This is a genomic window from Rhodococcus sp. Z13_19A (assembly GCF_058133575.1).
In genome coordinates this window covers 776,519-793,609 of sequence record NZ_JBYUNN010000003.1, presented here as the reverse complement: position 1 = coordinate 793,609, position 17,091 = coordinate 776,519, and the positions used below count along the sequence as shown (strand labels likewise).

Genomic DNA, 17,091 nt, shown 5'->3' with positions numbered 1-17,091 from the left:
GTGCTACGCCCGCTGGGCGAGCGCCGTGCGGGCCTCGGCGGACAGGTGCGGCAGCGTGAGCACGTGGGCGACGGTGCGCCACGGCTCCAGCCGCACGTAGTTGGCCTGGCCCCACTGGTAGTAGTCGCCGGTCACCTCGTCGTGCACGGTGAAGCGGTCGGACCACTCCCGGCCCAGGGCGGGCAGGTCCAGCGACACGGTGCCCTCCTCGGTGCCGAAGGGGTTGAGGCTGACGACCACCAGCACACAGTCTCCACTGACCGGGTCGAACTTGGAGTAGGCGATCAGGGCGTCGTTGTCCACCGCGTGGAAGTGCAGCGTGCGCTGCTGCTGCAGGGCGGGGTGGTTGCGCCGGATCGTGTTCAGCGTGGTGACGAACGGCTGCAGCGACTGCCCGTGCGCCAGGGCGCCGGCGAAGTCGCGGGGACGCAGCTCGTACTTCTCCGAGTTCAGGTACTCCTCGCTGCCCTCACGCACGGCCTGGCCCTCGTAGAGCTCGTAGCCGGAGTACATGCCCCAGGTGGGGGCCAGGGTCGCCGCCAGCACCGCGCGGAGGGCGAACATGCCCGGGCCGCCGTGCTGCAGCGACGCGTGCAGGATGTCCGGGGTGTTGACGAACAGGTTGGCCCGGGCCACGTCGGCCTTGTCGGTGATCTCCCGGCCGAACTCCTCCAGCTCCCACTTCGCGGTGCGCCAGGTGAAGTACGTGTAGCTCTGAGTGAAGCCGAGCTGAGCCAGGCCGTAGAGCCGGGCCGGGCGGGTGAACGCCTCGGCCAGGAAGAGCACGTCGGGGTCGGTCTTCTTGACCTCGCCGATGAGCCACTCCCAGAAGTTCGGCGGCTTGGTGTGCGGGTTGTCCACCCGGAAGATGCGCACCCCGTGGTCCATCCAGTGCCGCACCACGCGCAGCACCTCGACGTAGAGCCCCTGGGGGTCGTTGTCGAAGTTCAGCGGGTAGATGTCCTGGTACTTCTTGGGCGGGTTCTCCGCGAAGGCGATGGTGCCGTCGGGCAGCACCGTGAACCACTCCGGGTGCTCGGTGGCCCAGGGGTGGTCCGGCGCGCACTGCAGCGCCAGGTCCAGGGCCACCTCCATGCCCAGCTCGGTGGTGCGCGCGACGAAGTCGTCGAAGTCCGCGAGCGTGCCCAGCTGGGGGTGGATGGCGTCGTGGCCGCCCTCGGCGGAGCCGATGGCCCAGGGCGAGCCCACGTCCTCCGGCCCGGGGGTGAGCGTGTTGTTGGGGCCCTTGCGGTTGACCTCGCCGATTGGGTGGATGGGCGGCAGGTACACCACGTCGAAGCCCATGTCGGCGATGCGCGGCAGCTCCTCGGCGGCGGTGGCGAAGGTGCCGTGCACGGGCTTGCCGTCGGCGTCCACGCCACCGGTGGAGCGCGGGAACAGCTCGTACCAGGAGCCGACCAGGGCGCGCGGGCGGTCCACCCACACCTGGTTGACCTTGCCGCGGGTGACCAGCTGGCGCAGCGGGTACACCCGGAGCAGCTCGGTGACCTCCGCGGAGAAGGCGGGTGCGATCCGCTCGGCCACCGTGGCGTCGGCCCGCAGCGCGGTCGCGGCGGCCACCACCCGGGCGCGGCTGGCCTTGGGCACCTTGCGGGCGGCCTCGGTGAGCAGCTGCGCACCGATCTCCAGGTCGTTCGCCAGCTCCTCGGCGGTCTGGCCCACGCCGACCTTGGCGTTGACGGCGTGCCGCCAGGTGCTCAGCGGGTCGCTCCAGGCGTCCACCCGGAAGCTCCACAGCCCGGGGGAGTCCGCCCGCAGCAGCGCGTGGAACCGGTCGGGCTCGGCGCCCTCGGTCATCGCCACCTGCATGGCAGCGCCCGCACCGGGGCCGCGCCAGACGACCGTCGCGGCCACTGCATCGTGTCCCTCGCGCCACACGGTGGCCGCGACGGGGATGACCTCGCCGACCACCGCCTTGGCGGGGTAGCGACCGCAGGCCACCACAGGGGCCACGTCGTCGATCCCGAGCCGACCACTCACGTATGAGCTCCATTCGTAAAAGGGTGTTTGGGTAGAGGTTCGGGTCCTACCCTGCCGGGCGCCGGGCCGCAGCGCTAGCCGAGCACAGTGTGATTTCTCGGTAGGCTCGCGATGTGAAAGCCCTTCGCCGGTTTACGGTCCGAGCCCATCTGCCCGCACGCTTGGCGGCCCTCGGGCCGTTGTCGCTGAACCTGCGGTGGTCGTGGAACCCCCTCATGCAGGACTTGTTCGCCGAGATCGACCAGGAGCTGTGGCAGTCGTGCCGCCACGATCCGGTCCGCCTGCTGGGGGAGGTGCCGCGCTCCCGGCTGGACGTGCTGGCGGCCGATGAGTCTTTCACCACACGGCTGGACGCGCAGGCCGCTGAGCTCCATTCCTACCTGACCGAGCCCCGCTGGTACCAAGAGATGGCCCGCACCGAGGAGCTGCCGCGCGCGGTGGCCTACTTCTCCATGGAGTTCGGCGTCAGCGAGGTGCTGCCCAACTACTCCGGCGGCCTCGGCGTGCTGGCCGGTGACCACCTCAAGGAGTCCTCCGACCTGGGGGTGCCGCTGGTGGCGGTGGGCCTGCTCTACCGCTCTGGCTACTTCCGCCAGTCGCTGTCGGCGGAGGGCTGGCAGCTGGAGCACTACCCGTCCCTGGACCCGCAGGGCCTGCCGCTGCAGCTGCTCACCACCCAGGACGGCTCCCCGGTGCTGGTGCACGTGGCCATGCCGGGCGACCGGGTGCTCGCCGCCCGGGTGTGGATCGCGCAGGTGGGCCGGGTGCCGCTGCTGCTGCTGGACTCCGACATCGGGGAGAACGACGCCGAGCTGCGCGGGGTGACCGACCGCCTCTACGGCGGCGACCAGGACCACCGCATCAAGCAGGAGATCCTGGCCGGCATCGGTGGCGTGCGCGCCGTGCGGGCCTACTGCGACATCACCGGTCACCCGCAGCCGGAGGTGTTCCACACCAACGAGGGCCACGCCGGCTACCTGGGCCTGGAGCGCATCCGCGAGCTGGTCACCGAGCACGGTCTGGACTACGAGGCCGCGCTGGCCGCGGTCCGGTCCGGCACCGTCTTCACCACGCACACCCCGGTGCCCGCCGGCATCGACCGCTTCCCGGTCTCGCTGGTGCGGCACTACTTCGCCGGTGACGGCGCCGACTCCGGGCTGCTGCCCGGCCTGACCCTCGACCGCATCCTCGCCCTGGGCGCGGAGGCCGACCCGCACATGTTCAACATGGCGCACATGGGCCTGCGGCTGGGGCAGCGCGCCAACGGCGTCTCCCGGCTGCACGGCGAGGTCAGCCGGGGCATGTTCGCCGAGCTGTGGCCGGGCTTCGACGCCGCCGAGGTGCCCATCGGCTACGTCACCAACGGCGTGCACGCCCCCACCTGGGCGGCGCGCGAGTGGTTCGAGATGGCCGAGGAGATGGTGGGCCGCGAGCGGGTCTCGCAGGCGCTGCGCCCCGACGGGCAGGCACGGGTGTTCGAGATGTTCAACGACGTCCCCGCGGAGCGGCTGTGGGAGCTGCGCACCCAGCTGCGCACCAAGCTGGTGCACGAGGTGCGCCGCCGGGTGAAGGCGTCCTGGCTGGAGCGCGGGGCCACCGAGGCCGAGCTGGGCTGGGTCAAGGACGTCTTCGACCCCGAGGTGCTCACCGTGGGCTTCGCCCGCCGGGTGCCCACCTACAAGCGGCTCACCCTGATGCTGCGCGACCCGGAGCGGCTGCGGGCGATGCTGACCGATCCTGACCGCCCGGTGCAGCTGGTCATTGCCGGCAAGAGCCACCCCGCCGACGACGGCGGCAAGGCGCTCATCCAGCAGGTGGTGCGCTTCGCCGACACCCACGACCTGCGGCACCGCATCGTCTTCCTGCCGGACTACGACATGTCCATGGCGCGCTTCCTCTACTGGGGCTGCGACGTCTGGCTGAACAACCCGCTGCGGCCGCTGGAGGCCTGCGGCACGTCCGGGATGAAGTCGGCGCTCAACGGCGGGCTCAACCTGTCCATCCGGGACGGGTGGTGGGACGAGATGTTCGACGGCGAGAACGGCTGGGCCATCCCCACCGCCGACGGCGTGCTGGACGAGACCCGGCGCGACGACCTCGAGGCCGCTGCCATGTACGAGCTGCTGGAGCGCTCGGTGCTGCCGCGCTTCTACGACCGCGGTGACGACGGGCTGCCCGCCCGCTGGGTGGAGATGGTGCGCCACACCCTGCGCGAGCTCGCCCCGAAGGTGCTGGCCTCCCGGATGGTCCGCGAGTACGTGCTGGGCTACTACCGGCCGGCCGCGGTGGCCGCCCACGCCATGGCTGCCGACGACTTCCGCGCCGCCAAGCAGCTGGCGGGCTACCGGCACGCCGTGCAGTCGGCGTGGCCGCTGGTGCGGGTGTCCGGAGTGGACGCCACCGGGCTGCCCGACACGCCGGTTATCGGGGCCGAGCTGACCCTGACGGCCAACGTGGAGCTGGCCGGGCTGCGCGAGCAGGACGTGACCGTGCAGGCGGTGCTCGGCCGGATCGGCGCCGACGAGGAGCTCACCGACGTGCAGGTCTACGAGATGCAGTCGGCGGGTGCGGCCAACGACGGCTCCGGGGCCACCACCTACCAGCTGCAGGTGCCCCTGCCGCACGCCGGCGCCGCCGGGTACACCGTGCGGGTGCTGCCCCGCAACGAGCTGCTGTCCGGTCCGGCCGAGCTGGGCCTGGTGTCGCTGGCCTGAGTGCCGGTGCTGCAAGAGGCTGCGCGATTGAGTGTGGGATTTTGTGCGTCGCGCTGTGTCATAACTTCGGTAACCATCCTTCGGTCTCGCCGACCTCGCGCAGGGATTTCTCTGTGTTCGCCCGCGAGTGCCATCTTTCGGCGGCCGCTACCCAGTGGAGAGGATAATCTAGCGGGCTTGCGAGGATATTGTCGATGTGTCCCGCTGGAAAACCAATTGGCCGCGCATCGGGCACTGTGACGACTGCATCAATACCGCAGCTGGTTAGTCCATTAAGTGCCTCGTCGGTCTGCTCAGTCAACAGTCGCGCTGTGAGTGCTCGATGCGCTGGCCAGGAGGCAGGACCAAGGCCAGCTATCGATCTCAGCGCACAGATATCGAGGCCTTGCAGCGGGTCCTGCACAGTTCGGTCAGCAGAGAAGAGTGCTACGACAGCGAGGGCTCTTGGGGATAAGGTTGCGGCGGCAGCGAGGGCATTCGGGGATAAGCGCGAATTCAAGGCGGTCGTTTCGACGGCCAGCCGACGCTCCAGTCCGCTCGCGCTTATACGGCTCAGGCCCTGAGCCAGGTTGTAGAATTGATCGGGAGTTAAGGAATCCAGGGCGGACGCCAGGTCTTCTGCCACGTCTACTAAAGTCGACTCGTTTGCGGTAATTAATAGCGCACCGCACCACGCCATGCGGGAATCGGAACTCGCGTGCTCGTTGACCTGGGAGCGCCACCACTGGGCGGTTTGGGGCGTCCGCATCGTCTGAACGAATACGCCGTAGTCCATTGCTGTGCCTAGTGCATCAGCTCCCTTCGTGATCGAGCCACTCGTATGGACGTGCCGGTTCGCGACCCCGATCAGGGCGATCTCGGTCGCTAACCAGCAAGGGCCGACGATGGCCGCGAGCGCGCGAGCAGTGTTCTGCCACGGCGCGGTTGAACCCCGCTCGCCCTTACGGAAGATGCTCGCTTGTTTGACGTCCTCGTAAGCAGAATCGACGGCAATAAGACGCTTAAAAACGTTCTGACGTTGGGCGCTATCATCCGTTGTTTCTTCAAGGTGGCCAGTTCGCAGTTGGTAAAGGGGGAGAGGCGGGTCATCGACGGTAATAGCCATACGCAAAAACAACTGAGGGCGCAACGCCCTTAAGAGATTTCCGGCTCGCGAGGCGCTTACGGTGGTGGTATCCGTTTGTTCACCATTAAGCACTCCCTGCACCATCGATTCGTCGAGTTTCGATCCCGGCGTCGGATCTGCACTGATCTGCAAAGCTGCTACGCGGGACGATGGGGTCGTCAGGCGGAGTCGGTCAGTCTCGCCCCGAGTCAGCAACTCGCTGCCGAACGCCGCGACAGTGGCTAGGATGCCTTCTTCGGTTGTATCATTTGCGTTCTGTAGTCTTAAACGGAACCAATCCCGCACTTCCGGGAGCGCCGATTCCATTCCGCCGAGCACGCGGGAGCGAAGAATCGCGCGAGGCGAAATAATCGGGTCTTCACGTAGCTCAGCAAAGATTTGAGTTGCGAGATCGGTTCCGCCGTGTATATGCGGCAGCGGTATGGCCGGGTCAGCCTGTGAGGTCATGTGAATAAGCCGTAAGCTCAAGTCATCGGTGAGGAGTGCGACCGCGCGCTTCTGGCTGCGGCTCACTCCAGCAAATACGCCGTCGCGAAGGAGATACCATAGGGCCACTCGGACCTGTACGGGGTGGCGGCCGCACTCTAAAGCGCTGTGGACGCCGTCGACCAAGCCGCTCAGTTCATTTGGATTGGCAAACCCAGCGAAGAAGAGGGTGGTGTTCAACCAGTAGGGTCGCTGGACCAGATGGGCGAGTATGTCTCCCTTAAGGACTTGTGTGGAGAGCATTCCCGCGTACATCGCTAAATAGCGCGCCGCGAAGTACTCTCTCACCGGCTGCACCGCAAACTCAAACGTGCCACCCTCTTTACTGGTTAACGCCCAAAATCGGTCGGATGCAGCGTAGAAGAGTTCATCGAGGATTGATACGGGTGCTTGAACTTCCTGTAGGTATGCGAACAGCGCCGTCTTTAGCTTTGCGACTGGCATTTTCCCTGCAGTTGCGTCACTCTCAACTCCAGACTGCATCGACCAGCCCAGCCACGACGTAATTTCGTAGATTCGTTCGACGTCGTCCTTGGCGATCTGTTCTCGCTCTATTTCGCGGTCCATCAGTGCGTCCATGTACGCGGTGTAAATGGCCGTACGCGCCGTCGGGACCGCCTCCCCCCGTCTGTTGATGAGGTACAGAAGCACGGTCAGATGCATGGGATTTGCACTCAATAGAGCGATATGCGCCTCGGCAGTCCTCGCCGAGAATATCCGGGTGAGTTTTCGGCGACGTGGACCCCGGATACCGTTAACTTCAGCCCATTTTTTTAAGTAGGCCAACTGCATCGAGGGGCTCATCGGATTTAGCCGAATATACTCGAACTGCGCCTTCGAGGGTTCGGCCTGAGACGATGCATTGGGGCGGGTGGTGACGACAAGTTGCGTCGAGCGGTGCCGGTCTGGGGCGACCCGGTTTGCTAGACGCTCAATTTCGCTCACTACGTCCTTGCGTAGTTTTTGGTCGCCTATTTCGTCCAGCCCATCAAGAACTATGAGTGACGGGTACCTTCCTAGAATCGTGTGGATATCATCAACAGTGACAGTGCGTCCTCCACTGTAGTGCCTGCAGTAATGGGCAATATAGTTTTCCAGGCTTCTCTGAGTTCCACGGCGCGGTCGGGTGGATTTCGCGGTGCTTGGATCTTCGTCGAAAGGATCAGCACCGTTAAGGAATCCGGCGTACTGACGCAGGTCGATGCGGAACGGTACCCTGCCGTTTTCGGTGGACACTTCATTTACTCGCGACTGAGCCAGCGTGTCGTCCGGCATTAGCACCGCTCGGTGAACTTGGCAGAGGTACTGGCCTAACGTCGATTTCCCTTGGCCTGGCTCCCCTAAGACGACTGTGTACAAGTTATATGTCTCGAGCAGGTAGCGTAACGCGCCCTCTTTGACGAGAATTCTCCCCGGCAGCTGAACTTCAGCTTCTACGTCCACAAAGACGTCGGCTAAGTCGGTCTGATCGAGGTCAACTTGGCTGAACTTTACCTTCGCGTCTTCGGCCCCTTGTCCCCTCATCACTTGTTGAAGGGTGTCGCGAAGTGCCGTGGCCGCGTCGTTCTCCGATGAGCCTGTAATTAGATATCGAATTAGGTCCTGGCCAGCCAGCATGTCAGCGTACGCCCACTTAAGCGCATCTGGTGCGATGTCCACCATGCCATCAATGTCTGCTTGCCACAGCGGCTGCATGGCGATGCCAAACTCTTGGGAGTACTTCTTGAACTCTTCGTCAAGAGCATCCATGGAACCAGCGGAAGGAATGCTGGTGCCCGCCACGCAGGTCATCAACCAGTAATGGGTGGCGCCTTCCGAGACCAGGCGCACAATACTCTTGCGTTCACCATCGATTGCCTGCTTCAACCACGAGACGGGATTCTGTATCCGCGTTTTAGTCCACTTGACCTGATAAATGTGCGCCCCTGCGCCACTGACTCCTGAGGGCACGACCATGTCCCTCCCTCCGTCTGACATTCCCACGGGGTATAATCGAACCCCCGGATGTCTGTTCAATAGGAGAGCGCCGCACAGTTGCTGGAACTTTTTTTCGCCAAGCCGCTCGTACAGATATTTGAACGAGTTCCCTGCTTGCTGGGAGACGGGCGACGTCTTATGGTTCCGTACCCCAGGTGATACGTTGACGCGAGCACTGGAACGGCGAGGGGTCGGGTTCAGTCCGGACAATGGACGGCTCCTGCTTTCGTTCTTGTGGCGTTTCTCTGTGTCGAAACCACTCTAGGCCGCCAGGTAGTCATTTGTATAGCGTCCTATTGCTCGGCAAAAGGGCCCAAGCGGGCAATACAAGGCCTCCCGGATCTGCATTGGCGCTCAATGCCGGCAACTTGGCGATAGGGCGCTGGTACCGAGACAGGGAGATCAGCCCAACGGAGCAGCGGCATCTGTGTGCCCGAGTCGGCCTCGCTGGCCTGAGCCGGCCCCGCCGCGGTGGTCAGCGCTCCCTGACCACCCGCAGCGCCCACAGGGTGTGCTCGGGCACCGTCACGGTGGTGCCGCCGGCCAGGAACCGCGGCCCGCTGGGCAGGCCGGTGGGGGAGCCGGAGTCCAGCACCACCTCCAGCTCTCCCACCGGCGCCAGCCTCACCTGGGCCGGTGCACCGCTGTGCAGCACCAGCAGCCAGCTGTGGTCGGCGAGCAGGTCGCCGTGGCGGTCGTGGGAGCGCACGTCGCCGCCGTCCACCCACATCTGCACGGTGCGCTGGGTGTGGTCCTGCCACTGGGCGTCGGTGATCTCGGTGCCCTCGGCGCCGAACCACACCAGGTCGGGCTGCCCGGACGGGGTGTCGCGGCCCTCGAAGAACTCCGGCTGGCGCAGTGCGGGGGCGGACCGGCGCAGCCGCCCCAGCCGGCGGTAGAACTCCAGCAGGTCGGGGTCGGCCGCAACCCAGTCCAGCGTCCACGGCGCTGCCGTGCTGGTGGGTGCGCAGTAGGCGTTGTTGTTGCCGCCCTGGGTGTTGCCCAGCTCGTCGCCGGCCAGCAGCATCGGGGTGCCGGTGGAGAGCATCAGCGTCGCGGCCAGGGCCCGGACGTGGTGCGCCCGGGAGGTGAGCACCGCGGGGTCGTCGGTGGCGCCCTCCACCCCGTGGTTGCAGGAGTGGTTGTCGTCGGTGCCGTCCCGGTTGTCCTCGCCGTTGGCCTCGTTGTGCTTGCGCTCGTAGGACACCAGGTCGTGCAGGGTGAAGCCGTCGTGGGCAGTGACGAAGTTGATGCTCGACCACGGTCGGCGGCCGCCCCGGGCGTAGAGGTCGGACGAGCCCGACAGCCGGTAGGCCAGCTCCCCCCGGGTGGCCTTGCCGCACCAGAAGTCGCGGACGGTGTCGCGGTAGCGGTCGTTCCACTCCGACCACTGCACGCCGAACCCGCCCACCTGGTACCCGGGGCCGGTGGCGTCCCACGGCTCGGCGATCAGCTTGCGGGTGCTCAGCACCGGGTCGGTGGCGATGGCGGTCAGCAGCGGGGCCCGGGGGTCGAACTCGGCGCCGCGGGGGCGGCCCAGCGCGCTGGCCAGGTCGAAGCGAAAGCCGTCCACCCCCATCTCCTGCGCCCAGTAGCGCAGCGAGTCGGTGACCAGGCGGACCACCGTGGGCGAGGCGGGGTCGAGGGTGTTGCCGCAGCCGGTGAGGTCGAGCAGCCTGCCGTCGGGGGAGTGCAGGTAGTAGGCCCGCGGGTCCAGGCCCCGCATGCTCAGCACCGGGCCGTCCGCCCCGCCCTCGCAGGTGTGGTTGTAGACCACGTCCAGCAGCACCTCGATGCCGGCCTCGTGCAGCGCGGCGACCATGGCGCGGAACTCGGCGACCTCCGCGCCCGGGGTGGCCGCGTAGCCGGGGTGTGGGGCGAAGAAGCCGAGCGTGGAGTACCCCCAGTGGTTGCGCATCCCCCGCGCCGCCACCCCGTCCTCGGTGCGGATGGCGTGCACCGGCAGCAGCTCCACCGCGGTCACGCCCAGGGACACCAGGTGCGCCACCGCCGCGGGGTGGCCCACGCCGGCGAAGGTGCCGCGCAGCTGCTCCGGCACGTCCGGGTGGGTGGAGGTGAAGCTGCCCACGTGCAGCTCGTAGATCACCGTCTCCTCCCACGGGACCTGCGGGGCGGTGCCGGTGGGAGGACCGCCGGCCGCGGTCACCACCCCCAGCCCGTCGGCGACCCGGCGGGCGTAGGGGTCCAGCAGCAGCGCCGGTGGCGTGGCCGGGGGCAGGCCAGGGCCGTGCACCCGGTAGCCGTACCGCTGGCCCTCGCGCACGCCCTCCACCAGGCCGTGCCACACGTCGAAGGTGCGCTCGACCAGCTCCACCCAGCGCTGCCCGCCGTCGTCGTCGAGCAGGCACAGCTCCACCCGCTCGGCCGCCGAGGAGGTGATGGCGAAGCGGGCGCCGGTGGCGGTCAGGTGAGCGCCCAGCGGGAACGGTGCCCCGGGGCGCGGAGGGGTTTCAGGCGACACGGAGGGCATCCTGCCCTCTGCCACTGGAGGCCGTGCGGGAAGATGGTCGGCGTGGTGCAACGCGAACCGGATCCCGACCTGCTCGTCGACCTCGACGAGGTGACCCTGCGCCGAGGGTCCACGACGCTGCTCGGACCGCTGTCCTGGCAGGTCGAGCTGGACGAGCGCTGGGTGGTGCTGGGGCCCAACGGGGCGGGCAAGACCTCCCTGCTGCGGCTGGCCTCCGCCGAGGAGCACCCCACCGCCGGCTCCGCGCACGTGCTGGGCGAGGTGCTGGGGCGCACCGACGTCTTCGAGCTGCGCCCGCGCATCGGCCTGTGCTCGGCAGCGCTGGCCAACCGGGTGCCCGGCGAGGAGCAGGTGCGCGACCTGGTGGTCTCCGCCGGCTACGCCGTGCTGGGGCGCTGGCGCGAGGCCTACGACGCGATGGACACCGATCGGGCCGACGAGCTGCTGGCCGAGCTCGGCGCCGACCACCTGGCCACCCGCGCCTTCGGCACCCTGTCCGAGGGGGAGCGCAAGCGGGTGCTCATCGCCCGGGCGCTGATGACCGACCCGGAGCTGCTGCTGCTCGACGAGCCGGCCGCAGGCCTGGACCTGGGTGGTCGGGAGGACCTCGTGCACCGGCTGTCCGAGCTGGCGATGGACCCCGACGCGCCGGCCATGGTGCTGGTGACCCACCACGTGGAGGAGATCCCCCCGGGGTTCACCCACGCCCTGCTGCTGCGCGAGGGCCGCGAGGTCGCGTCCGGCCTGGTGGAGGACGTCATCACCGGCGAGGCGCTCAGCGAGACCTTCGGCGCCTCCATCAAGCTGGACGAGATCGACGGCCGGTACTTCGCCCGCCGGGCCTGACACAGGGTTGCCGCGGTGGCGCACCGGGACGGTAGCGTGCCGCCCATGGCTGAATTCGTGTCACTCGAGGTCCAGGACGGCATCGGCACCATCAGGCTGAACCGCCCGCCGATGAACGCGGTGAACGAGACGCTGCACCGGGAGCTGCGCGCGGCGGCCGAGGAGGCCGACCAGCGCGAGGACGTGCGCGCGGTGATCGTCTACGGCGGCGAGAAGGTGTTTGCCGCCGGCGCGGACATCAAGGAGATGGCGAGCAAGAGCTACGCCGAGATGGCCGCCGACGGTGGCTCGCTCACCCAGTCGTTCCGGGCCGTGGCGCAGATCAGCAAGCCCACCGTGGCCGCCATCACCGGCTACGCCCTGGGCGGCGGCATGGAGCTGGCACTGTGCTGCGACCGGCGGATCGCCGGCGACAACGCGAAGGTGGGCCAGCCCGAGCTGCTGCTGGGGATCATCCCCGGCGCCGGCGGCACCCAGCGCCTGGCGCGCCTGGTGGGCCCCAGCAAGGCCAAGGACATCATCTTCACCGGACGCTTCGTCGGCGCGGAGGAGGCGCTCGCCATCGGGATGATCGACGAGGTGGTGGCCCCGGACGACGTCTACACCGCCGCGAAGGCCTGGGCCGGCCAGTTCACCCAGGCCGCCGCCCGTGCGCTGGCCGCTGCGAAGGCGGCCATCGACAGCGGGCTGGACATGGACCTGGACAGCGGCCTCAAGCTGGAGGCGCACCTGTTCGCCGCGGGCTTCGCCACCGAGGACCAGAAGATCGGCATGACGTCGTTCGTCGAGAACGGTCCTGGCAAGGCGAAGTTTACCGGCAAGTAGGGACCACTTAGGGTGTCCCGCATGACTGCGAGCACCCGCGACAACGTCGACCCGGCGCCCAACCCGCACGCCACCGCCGAGCAGGTGCAGGCTGCCTACTCCGACACCAAGCTCGCCCAGGTCCTGTACCACGACTGGGAGGCAGGCACCTACGACGAGAAGTGGTCGATCTCCTACGACCAGCGCTGCAACGACTACGCGCGGGGCCGCTTCGACGCGGTGGTCACCAAGGACGTCGCTGCTCGCGAGGTGCCCTACGAGCGGGCGCTGGAGCTGGGCAGCGGCACCGGCTTCTTCCTGCTCAACCTGATGATGACCGGGCTGGCCACGAAGGGCTCGGTCACCGACCTGTCCCCGGGCATGGTCAAGGTGGCGCTGCGCAACGCCGAGCACCTGGGCCTGGACGTCGACGGCCGGGTCGCCGACGCCGAGACGATCCCGTACGAGGACAACACCTTCGACCTCGTCGTCGGGCACGCGGTGCTGCACCACATCCCGGACGTGGAGCAGTCGCTGCGGGAGTGCCTGCGGGTGCTCAAGCCCGGCGGGCGGCTGGTGTTCGCCGGGGAGCCCACCACCATCGGCAACCGCTACGCGCGGCTGCTGGGTCGGCTCACCTGGGAGACCGCCACCCGAGTGACCAAGCTGCCGGGGCTGACGTCCTGGCGCAAGCCGCAGGGCGAGCTGGACGAGTCCTCCCGCGCGGCGGCGCTGGAGGCCGTGGTGGACCTGCACACCTTCGACCCCAGCGAGCTGGAGCGGATGGCGCTGCGCGCCGGTGCCGTGGACGTGCACGTGGAGACCGAGGAGCTCGCCGCTGCGCTGCTGGGCTGGCCGATGCGCACCCTCGAGGCCGCGGTGCCCGCCGGCAAGCTGGGCGTGCGGTGGAACTTCTTCGCGTTCAAGAGCTGGCAGCGGATGGCGGCGCTGGACGAGAAGGTGCTCAACCGGGTGGTGCCTCGCCAGTTCTTCTACAACGCGATGGTCACCGGCGTGAAGCCGGCCGCTGCCGACAGCCACTAGTGGGCTACGCGTTCGACCTCTCCGACGTCCGCTTCCTGCGGTCCGCGGAGGGCTCGGACGTCCTGGCTCGCTGTGCGGACCTGCCGCTGACCACCGCGTCCCGGCTGGCCGACGTGGCCGCGGTGCGCGCGGTGGCCGGCGACCACGCTCCGGCAGTGCTGGAGACGCTGCTGCTGCGCCGCCGGGCGGTGGCGAAGCTGACCGAGGCGCAGCACTGGCTGTTCACCGACGACGCGTTGCAGCAGGCCACCCCCACCCTGGTGGCGCGGCACCGCGCCCAGCGCCTGGCCGGCCGGGACGTGCACGACGTCACCTGCTCGGTGGGTGCCGAGCTGGCCGAGCTGACCGGCGTGGCCGGCCGGGTGCTCGGCTCCGACCTGGACCCCGTGCGGCTGGCGATGGCGGCGCACAACGTCCCCGGGGTGGCGCTGGCCCGCGCCGACGCGCTGGCCCCGGTCAGCCGGGACACCGTGGTGCTCGCCGACCCGGGGCGTCGGGACACCCGGGGCCGCCGGCACGACCCCGCGGCGCTGCAGCCGCCGCTGCCGGCGCTGCTGGAGGTCTACCGTGGCCGCGACCTGGCGGTGAAGTGCGCACCCGGGCTGGACGTGGACCTGCTGGACTGGGCGGGCGAGGTGGAGCTGGTCTCCCTGGACGGCGGCGTGCGCGAGGCCTGCCTGTACTCAGCCGGCCTGAGCAGCCCCGGCCACCAGGGACCCGTGCACCGCAGGGCCACCGTGCTCAGCAGCCGCGACGCCGCGTGGACGATCACCGACGCCGAGCCGGACGACACCGACGTGCGCCCGGTGGGGGAGTGGATCGTCGAGCCCGACGGTGCGGTCGTCCGGGCCGGGCTGGTGCGCCACTACGGCGCCCGACACGGCCTGGGCCAGCTCGACCCGCACATCGCCTACCTCACCGGCGACGTCCCGCCCCCCGGGGTGCGCGCGTTCCGGGTGCTGGAGGAGCTGGCCTACTCGGAGAAGGCGCTGCGCCAGGCGCTGCGGCGCCGCGGTGCGTCCTCGGTGGAGATCCTGGTGCGCGGCCTCGACGTCGATCCCGCCGTGCTCCGCCCGCGGCTCAAGCTCGCGGGACGCTCGGGCGGGCCCGCGCTGAGCGTGGTGCTGGCCCGCATCGGCGACGCGCACCGGGCCTACGTCTGCACCGCGCACCGCACCAGCTGAGCCGGGGGAAGTGGTCAGCGGGGTGATCTTTCCCATTTCGGCGCCCCGCCGAACCGTGTTAAATGGGCCGGGACGACGCATTGGTCCACTTCGCAGCGCAGCTCGGGCGAGAGTGGACGCAGTACCTGCTGCACCACCCGCACTGCCTTCACCCGCTCAGCAAGGGGGAGCACGGCATGATCGGCAAGGTTTTGCGCGACCCGCGCCGCACCGGTTCCGGCACCCCGCTGGAGGAGGCCGAGAACATCAGTCCCGCCCTGGCCAACGACCTGCGCTGGGTGGGGGTGCCCGACCTGGAGTCGCTGCGCGAGGCCGGTGCGGTCGAGGTCTGTGCCCGGCTGGAGGCCGAGGGCCTGATCGACTGCACCTACGCCCTGGTGGCCCTCGAGGGTGCCATCCAGGGTGTCCCGCACGAGCAGCTGGGCGAGGACGTGGCCGAGCACCTGAGCAGGCTCTGGGCGCAGCGCTGCCCCCCGCGCGGCGCCTGACCTGCCCGGTGGGGCAGTGCCGAGATGGTCGGCCCCGCCAGTAGGCTCCCTGCCCATGACGAGCATGTGGGGTGCGCCGCTGCGTGCCCGCTGGCGGGCCGGTCGCGGCAGCGGCGAGTCCGAGCAGGCCCGCTTCCTCACTCTCGCCTCGCTGCGGTGGGTGCTGCGCAACAAGGCCTACACGTCCTGGTACCTGGTGCGCTACTGGCGGCTGCTGCGCTTCAAGATGGCCAACCCGCACGTGGTGCTCCGGGGAATGGTGTTCCTCGGCCGCAACGTGGAGCTGCACGCCACTCCCGGTCTGGCTCGCATGGAGATCGGCCGCTGGGTCCACATCGGTGACGGCAACGCCATCCGCTGCCACGAGGGGTCGCTGCGCATCGGCGACAAGGCCGTCTTCGGGGCCAACAACGTGGTCAACACCTACCTGGACATCGAGATCGGTGCCTCCACCCTGGTGGCCGACTGGGTCTACATCTGCGACTTCGACCACATCTACGCCGACGTCAACACGCCGATCAAGGACCAGGGGATCGTCAAGACTCCGGTCCGGATCGGACCCGACTGCTGGATCGCCACCAAGGTGACCGTGCTGCGCGGCACGCGGGTGGGCCGCGGCTGCGTCCTCGGCGCCCACGCGGTGGTCAAGGGCGACGTGCCCGACGGCAGCATCGCGGTGGGTGCCCCGGCGCGGGTGGTGCGCAACCGCTACGACGACTGGGAGGCCACCGCCGCGGAGCGGGCCCAGCTGGAGGCCGCGCTGGCCGACATCGAGCGCAAGAAGGCGCTCGGCCTCGGCGGCTGAGCCACGGGCTCGGTGTGCCGCGCTCGCCGTGCGGCAGGGGGTGCGGTGTGGTCGACTCGGCTGATGAACAACATGCGGATGCTCCTGCCATGCGGGTAGTGGTCACCGGAGCGTCGGGCAACGTGGGCACCGCCCTCCTGCGGGCGCTGTCAGCTGACTCGGCCGAGCACGAGGTGGTGGGCATCTGCCGCCGCCCACCACCGGACGTGGACCCCTACCGTGGCGTGGAGTGGGTGGGCACGGACCTGTCGTACCCGTTCTCCGGGGAGGTGCTGGAGCGGGCCTTCGCCGGCGCGGACGCGGTGGTGCACCTGGCCTGGCTGATCCAGCCGTCCTACAACCAGCCGCTGCTGCACCGCACCAACCAGGGCGGCACCCGCCGGGTGATCGACGCCGCGGTCGCCCAGGGCGTGCCGCACCTGGTCTACCAGTCCTCCATCGGGGTCTACGCCCCGGCCGAGCAGGGCCAGGTGGTCACCGAGAGCTGGCCGCACACCGGTGTGCCCACCTCCTCCTACAGCGTGGACAAGGCCGCCACCGAGGCGATGCTCGACGAGCTCGACGCGCCAGGGACGACGGTCACCCGGGTGCGACCCGGGCTGATCCTGCAGCCCGACGCTGCCTCGGAGATCGCCCGCTACTTCATGGGTCCGCTGGTGCCCACCCGGCTGCTGCGCCCGGCGCTGCTGCGCCTGGTGCCGTTCCCGCCCGGGGTGAACCTGCAGTTCGTTCACGCCGACGACGTCGCCGACGCCCTGGTGCGCATGCTGCACCAGCGGGCCGAGGGCGCGTTCAACCTGGCCGCCGAGCCCGCGCTGGACCGCAGCACCTGGGCCGCGGCCTTCGGCGGCGTGGGTCCGCCCCTGCCGATCGGCGCCGCCCGGGCGGCCGGCAAGCTCAGCTGGCAGACGCGGCTGCAGCCGGTGGAGCCCGGCTGGGTGAACCTCGCGGCCGGTGCGCCCATCATGGACACCACCCGCGCCCGCACTGAGCTGGGGTGGACCCCGCAGCACGCCGCCGACGACGTGGTGCGCGAGTTCGTCACGGCCCTGGCCCAGCGTCGCGGCACCCTCAGCCCCGCGCTGGTGCCGCGCAGCAAGGACCGCGGCAGCACCCTGTAGCCGG

At 69.0% G+C, this 17,091-nt stretch carries 11 protein-coding genes; 8 read left to right on the top strand and 3 right to left on the bottom strand.

All coding sequences use genetic code 11. The features are described 5' to 3' along the window. Positions 1-3 precede the first annotated feature (3 nt). On the bottom strand, positions 4-2,001 hold the full coding sequence (locus AC3YNX_RS14845) for an alpha-1,4-glucan--maltose-1-phosphate maltosyltransferase (protein ID WP_489995918.1): 1,998 nt from the start codon (positions 1,999-2,001) through the stop codon (positions 4-6). Between the two features lie 113 nt (positions 2,002-2,114). Here AC3YNX_RS14845 and glgP point away from each other — a divergent pair, with 113 nt between their 5' ends. Then, positions 2,115-4,715, top strand: coding sequence for an alpha-glucan family phosphorylase (gene glgP, locus AC3YNX_RS14840; RefSeq protein ID WP_489983420.1), 2,601 nt, complete (start codon positions 2,115-2,117; stop codon positions 4,713-4,715). Between the two features lie 58 nt (positions 4,716-4,773). Here the strand turns inward: glgP and AC3YNX_RS14835 are convergent, their stop codons facing one another. Beyond that, entirely contained in the window at positions 4,774-8,283 is a 3,510-nt protein-coding gene (locus AC3YNX_RS14835) for an NACHT domain-containing protein (protein WP_489995917.1), read from the bottom strand. A gap of 496 nt (positions 8,284-8,779) precedes the next feature. Beyond that, complete coding sequence (gene glgX / locus AC3YNX_RS14830) at positions 8,780-10,795, bottom strand: glycogen debranching protein GlgX (protein ID WP_489995916.1); 2,016 nt, start codon at positions 10,793-10,795, stop codon at positions 8,780-8,782. A gap of 33 nt (positions 10,796-10,828) precedes the next feature. Between glgX and AC3YNX_RS14825 the strand changes: the two genes are divergently transcribed. The 7 genes from AC3YNX_RS14825 to AC3YNX_RS14795 all read left to right on the top strand — a co-directional run bounded on the left by AC3YNX_RS14825 (position 10,829) and on the right by AC3YNX_RS14795 (position 17,087). Then, complete coding sequence (locus AC3YNX_RS14825; protein WP_127782644.1) at positions 10,829-11,641, top strand: ABC transporter ATP-binding protein; 813 nt, start codon at positions 10,829-10,831, stop codon at positions 11,639-11,641. Positions 11,642-11,686: 45 nt separating this feature from the next. Then, the gene (locus AC3YNX_RS14820; RefSeq protein WP_127782645.1) at positions 11,687-12,466 is read left to right on the top strand and encodes an enoyl-CoA hydratase/isomerase family protein; all 780 of its coding nucleotides are present in this window, start codon (positions 11,687-11,689) and stop codon (positions 12,464-12,466) included. Between the two features lie 21 nt (positions 12,467-12,487). Beyond that, a complete protein-coding gene (locus AC3YNX_RS14815; RefSeq protein WP_127782646.1) occupies positions 12,488-13,489 on the top strand; it encodes a class I SAM-dependent methyltransferase in 1,002 nt (333 codons plus the stop codon). Further along, on the top strand, positions 13,489-14,673 hold the full coding sequence (locus AC3YNX_RS14810; RefSeq protein WP_489995915.1) for a THUMP-like domain-containing protein: 1,185 nt from the start codon (positions 13,489-13,491) through the stop codon (positions 14,671-14,673). The genes AC3YNX_RS14815 and AC3YNX_RS14810 overlap by 1 nt, the downstream gene beginning before the upstream one ends. 176 nt (positions 14,674-14,849) lie before the next feature. Next, the gene (locus tag AC3YNX_RS14805; RefSeq protein WP_489983416.1) at positions 14,850-15,161 is read left to right on the top strand and encodes a TfoX/Sxy family DNA transformation protein; all 312 of its coding nucleotides are present in this window, start codon (positions 14,850-14,852) and stop codon (positions 15,159-15,161) included. Between the two features lie 55 nt (positions 15,162-15,216). Then, a complete protein-coding gene (locus AC3YNX_RS14800) occupies positions 15,217-15,966 on the top strand; it encodes an acyltransferase (RefSeq protein ID WP_127782649.1) in 750 nt (249 codons plus the stop codon). Between the two features lie 89 nt (positions 15,967-16,055). After that, a complete protein-coding gene (locus tag AC3YNX_RS14795; RefSeq protein WP_127782650.1) occupies positions 16,056-17,087 on the top strand; it encodes an NAD-dependent epimerase/dehydratase family protein in 1,032 nt (343 codons plus the stop codon). Positions 17,088-17,091 lie beyond the last annotated feature (4 nt).

Coding starts and splice junctions, on each gene's coding strand:
- AC3YNX_RS14800 (WP_127782649.1), top strand. CDS start 15,217: ATGACGAGCATGTGGGGTGCGCCGCTGCGTGCCCGCTGGCGGGCCGGT.
- AC3YNX_RS14805 (WP_489983416.1), top strand. CDS start 14,850: ATGATCGGCAAGGTTTTGCGCGACCCGCGCCGCACCGGTTCCGGCACC.
- AC3YNX_RS14815 (WP_127782646.1), top strand. CDS start 12,488: ATGACTGCGAGCACCCGCGACAACGTCGACCCGGCGCCCAACCCGCAC.
- AC3YNX_RS14835 (WP_489995917.1), bottom strand. CDS start 8,283: ATGGTCGTGCCCTCAGGAGTCAGTGGCGCAGGGGCGCACATTTATCAG.
- AC3YNX_RS14820 (WP_127782645.1), top strand. CDS start 11,687: ATGGCTGAATTCGTGTCACTCGAGGTCCAGGACGGCATCGGCACCATC.
- AC3YNX_RS14825 (WP_127782644.1), top strand. CDS start 10,829: ATGGTCGGCGTGGTGCAACGCGAACCGGATCCCGACCTGCTCGTCGAC.
- glgX (WP_489995916.1), bottom strand. CDS start 10,795: ATGCCCTCCGTGTCGCCTGAAACCCCTCCGCGCCCCGGGGCACCGTTC.
- AC3YNX_RS14795 (WP_127782650.1), top strand. CDS start 16,056: ATGCGGGTAGTGGTCACCGGAGCGTCGGGCAACGTGGGCACCGCCCTC.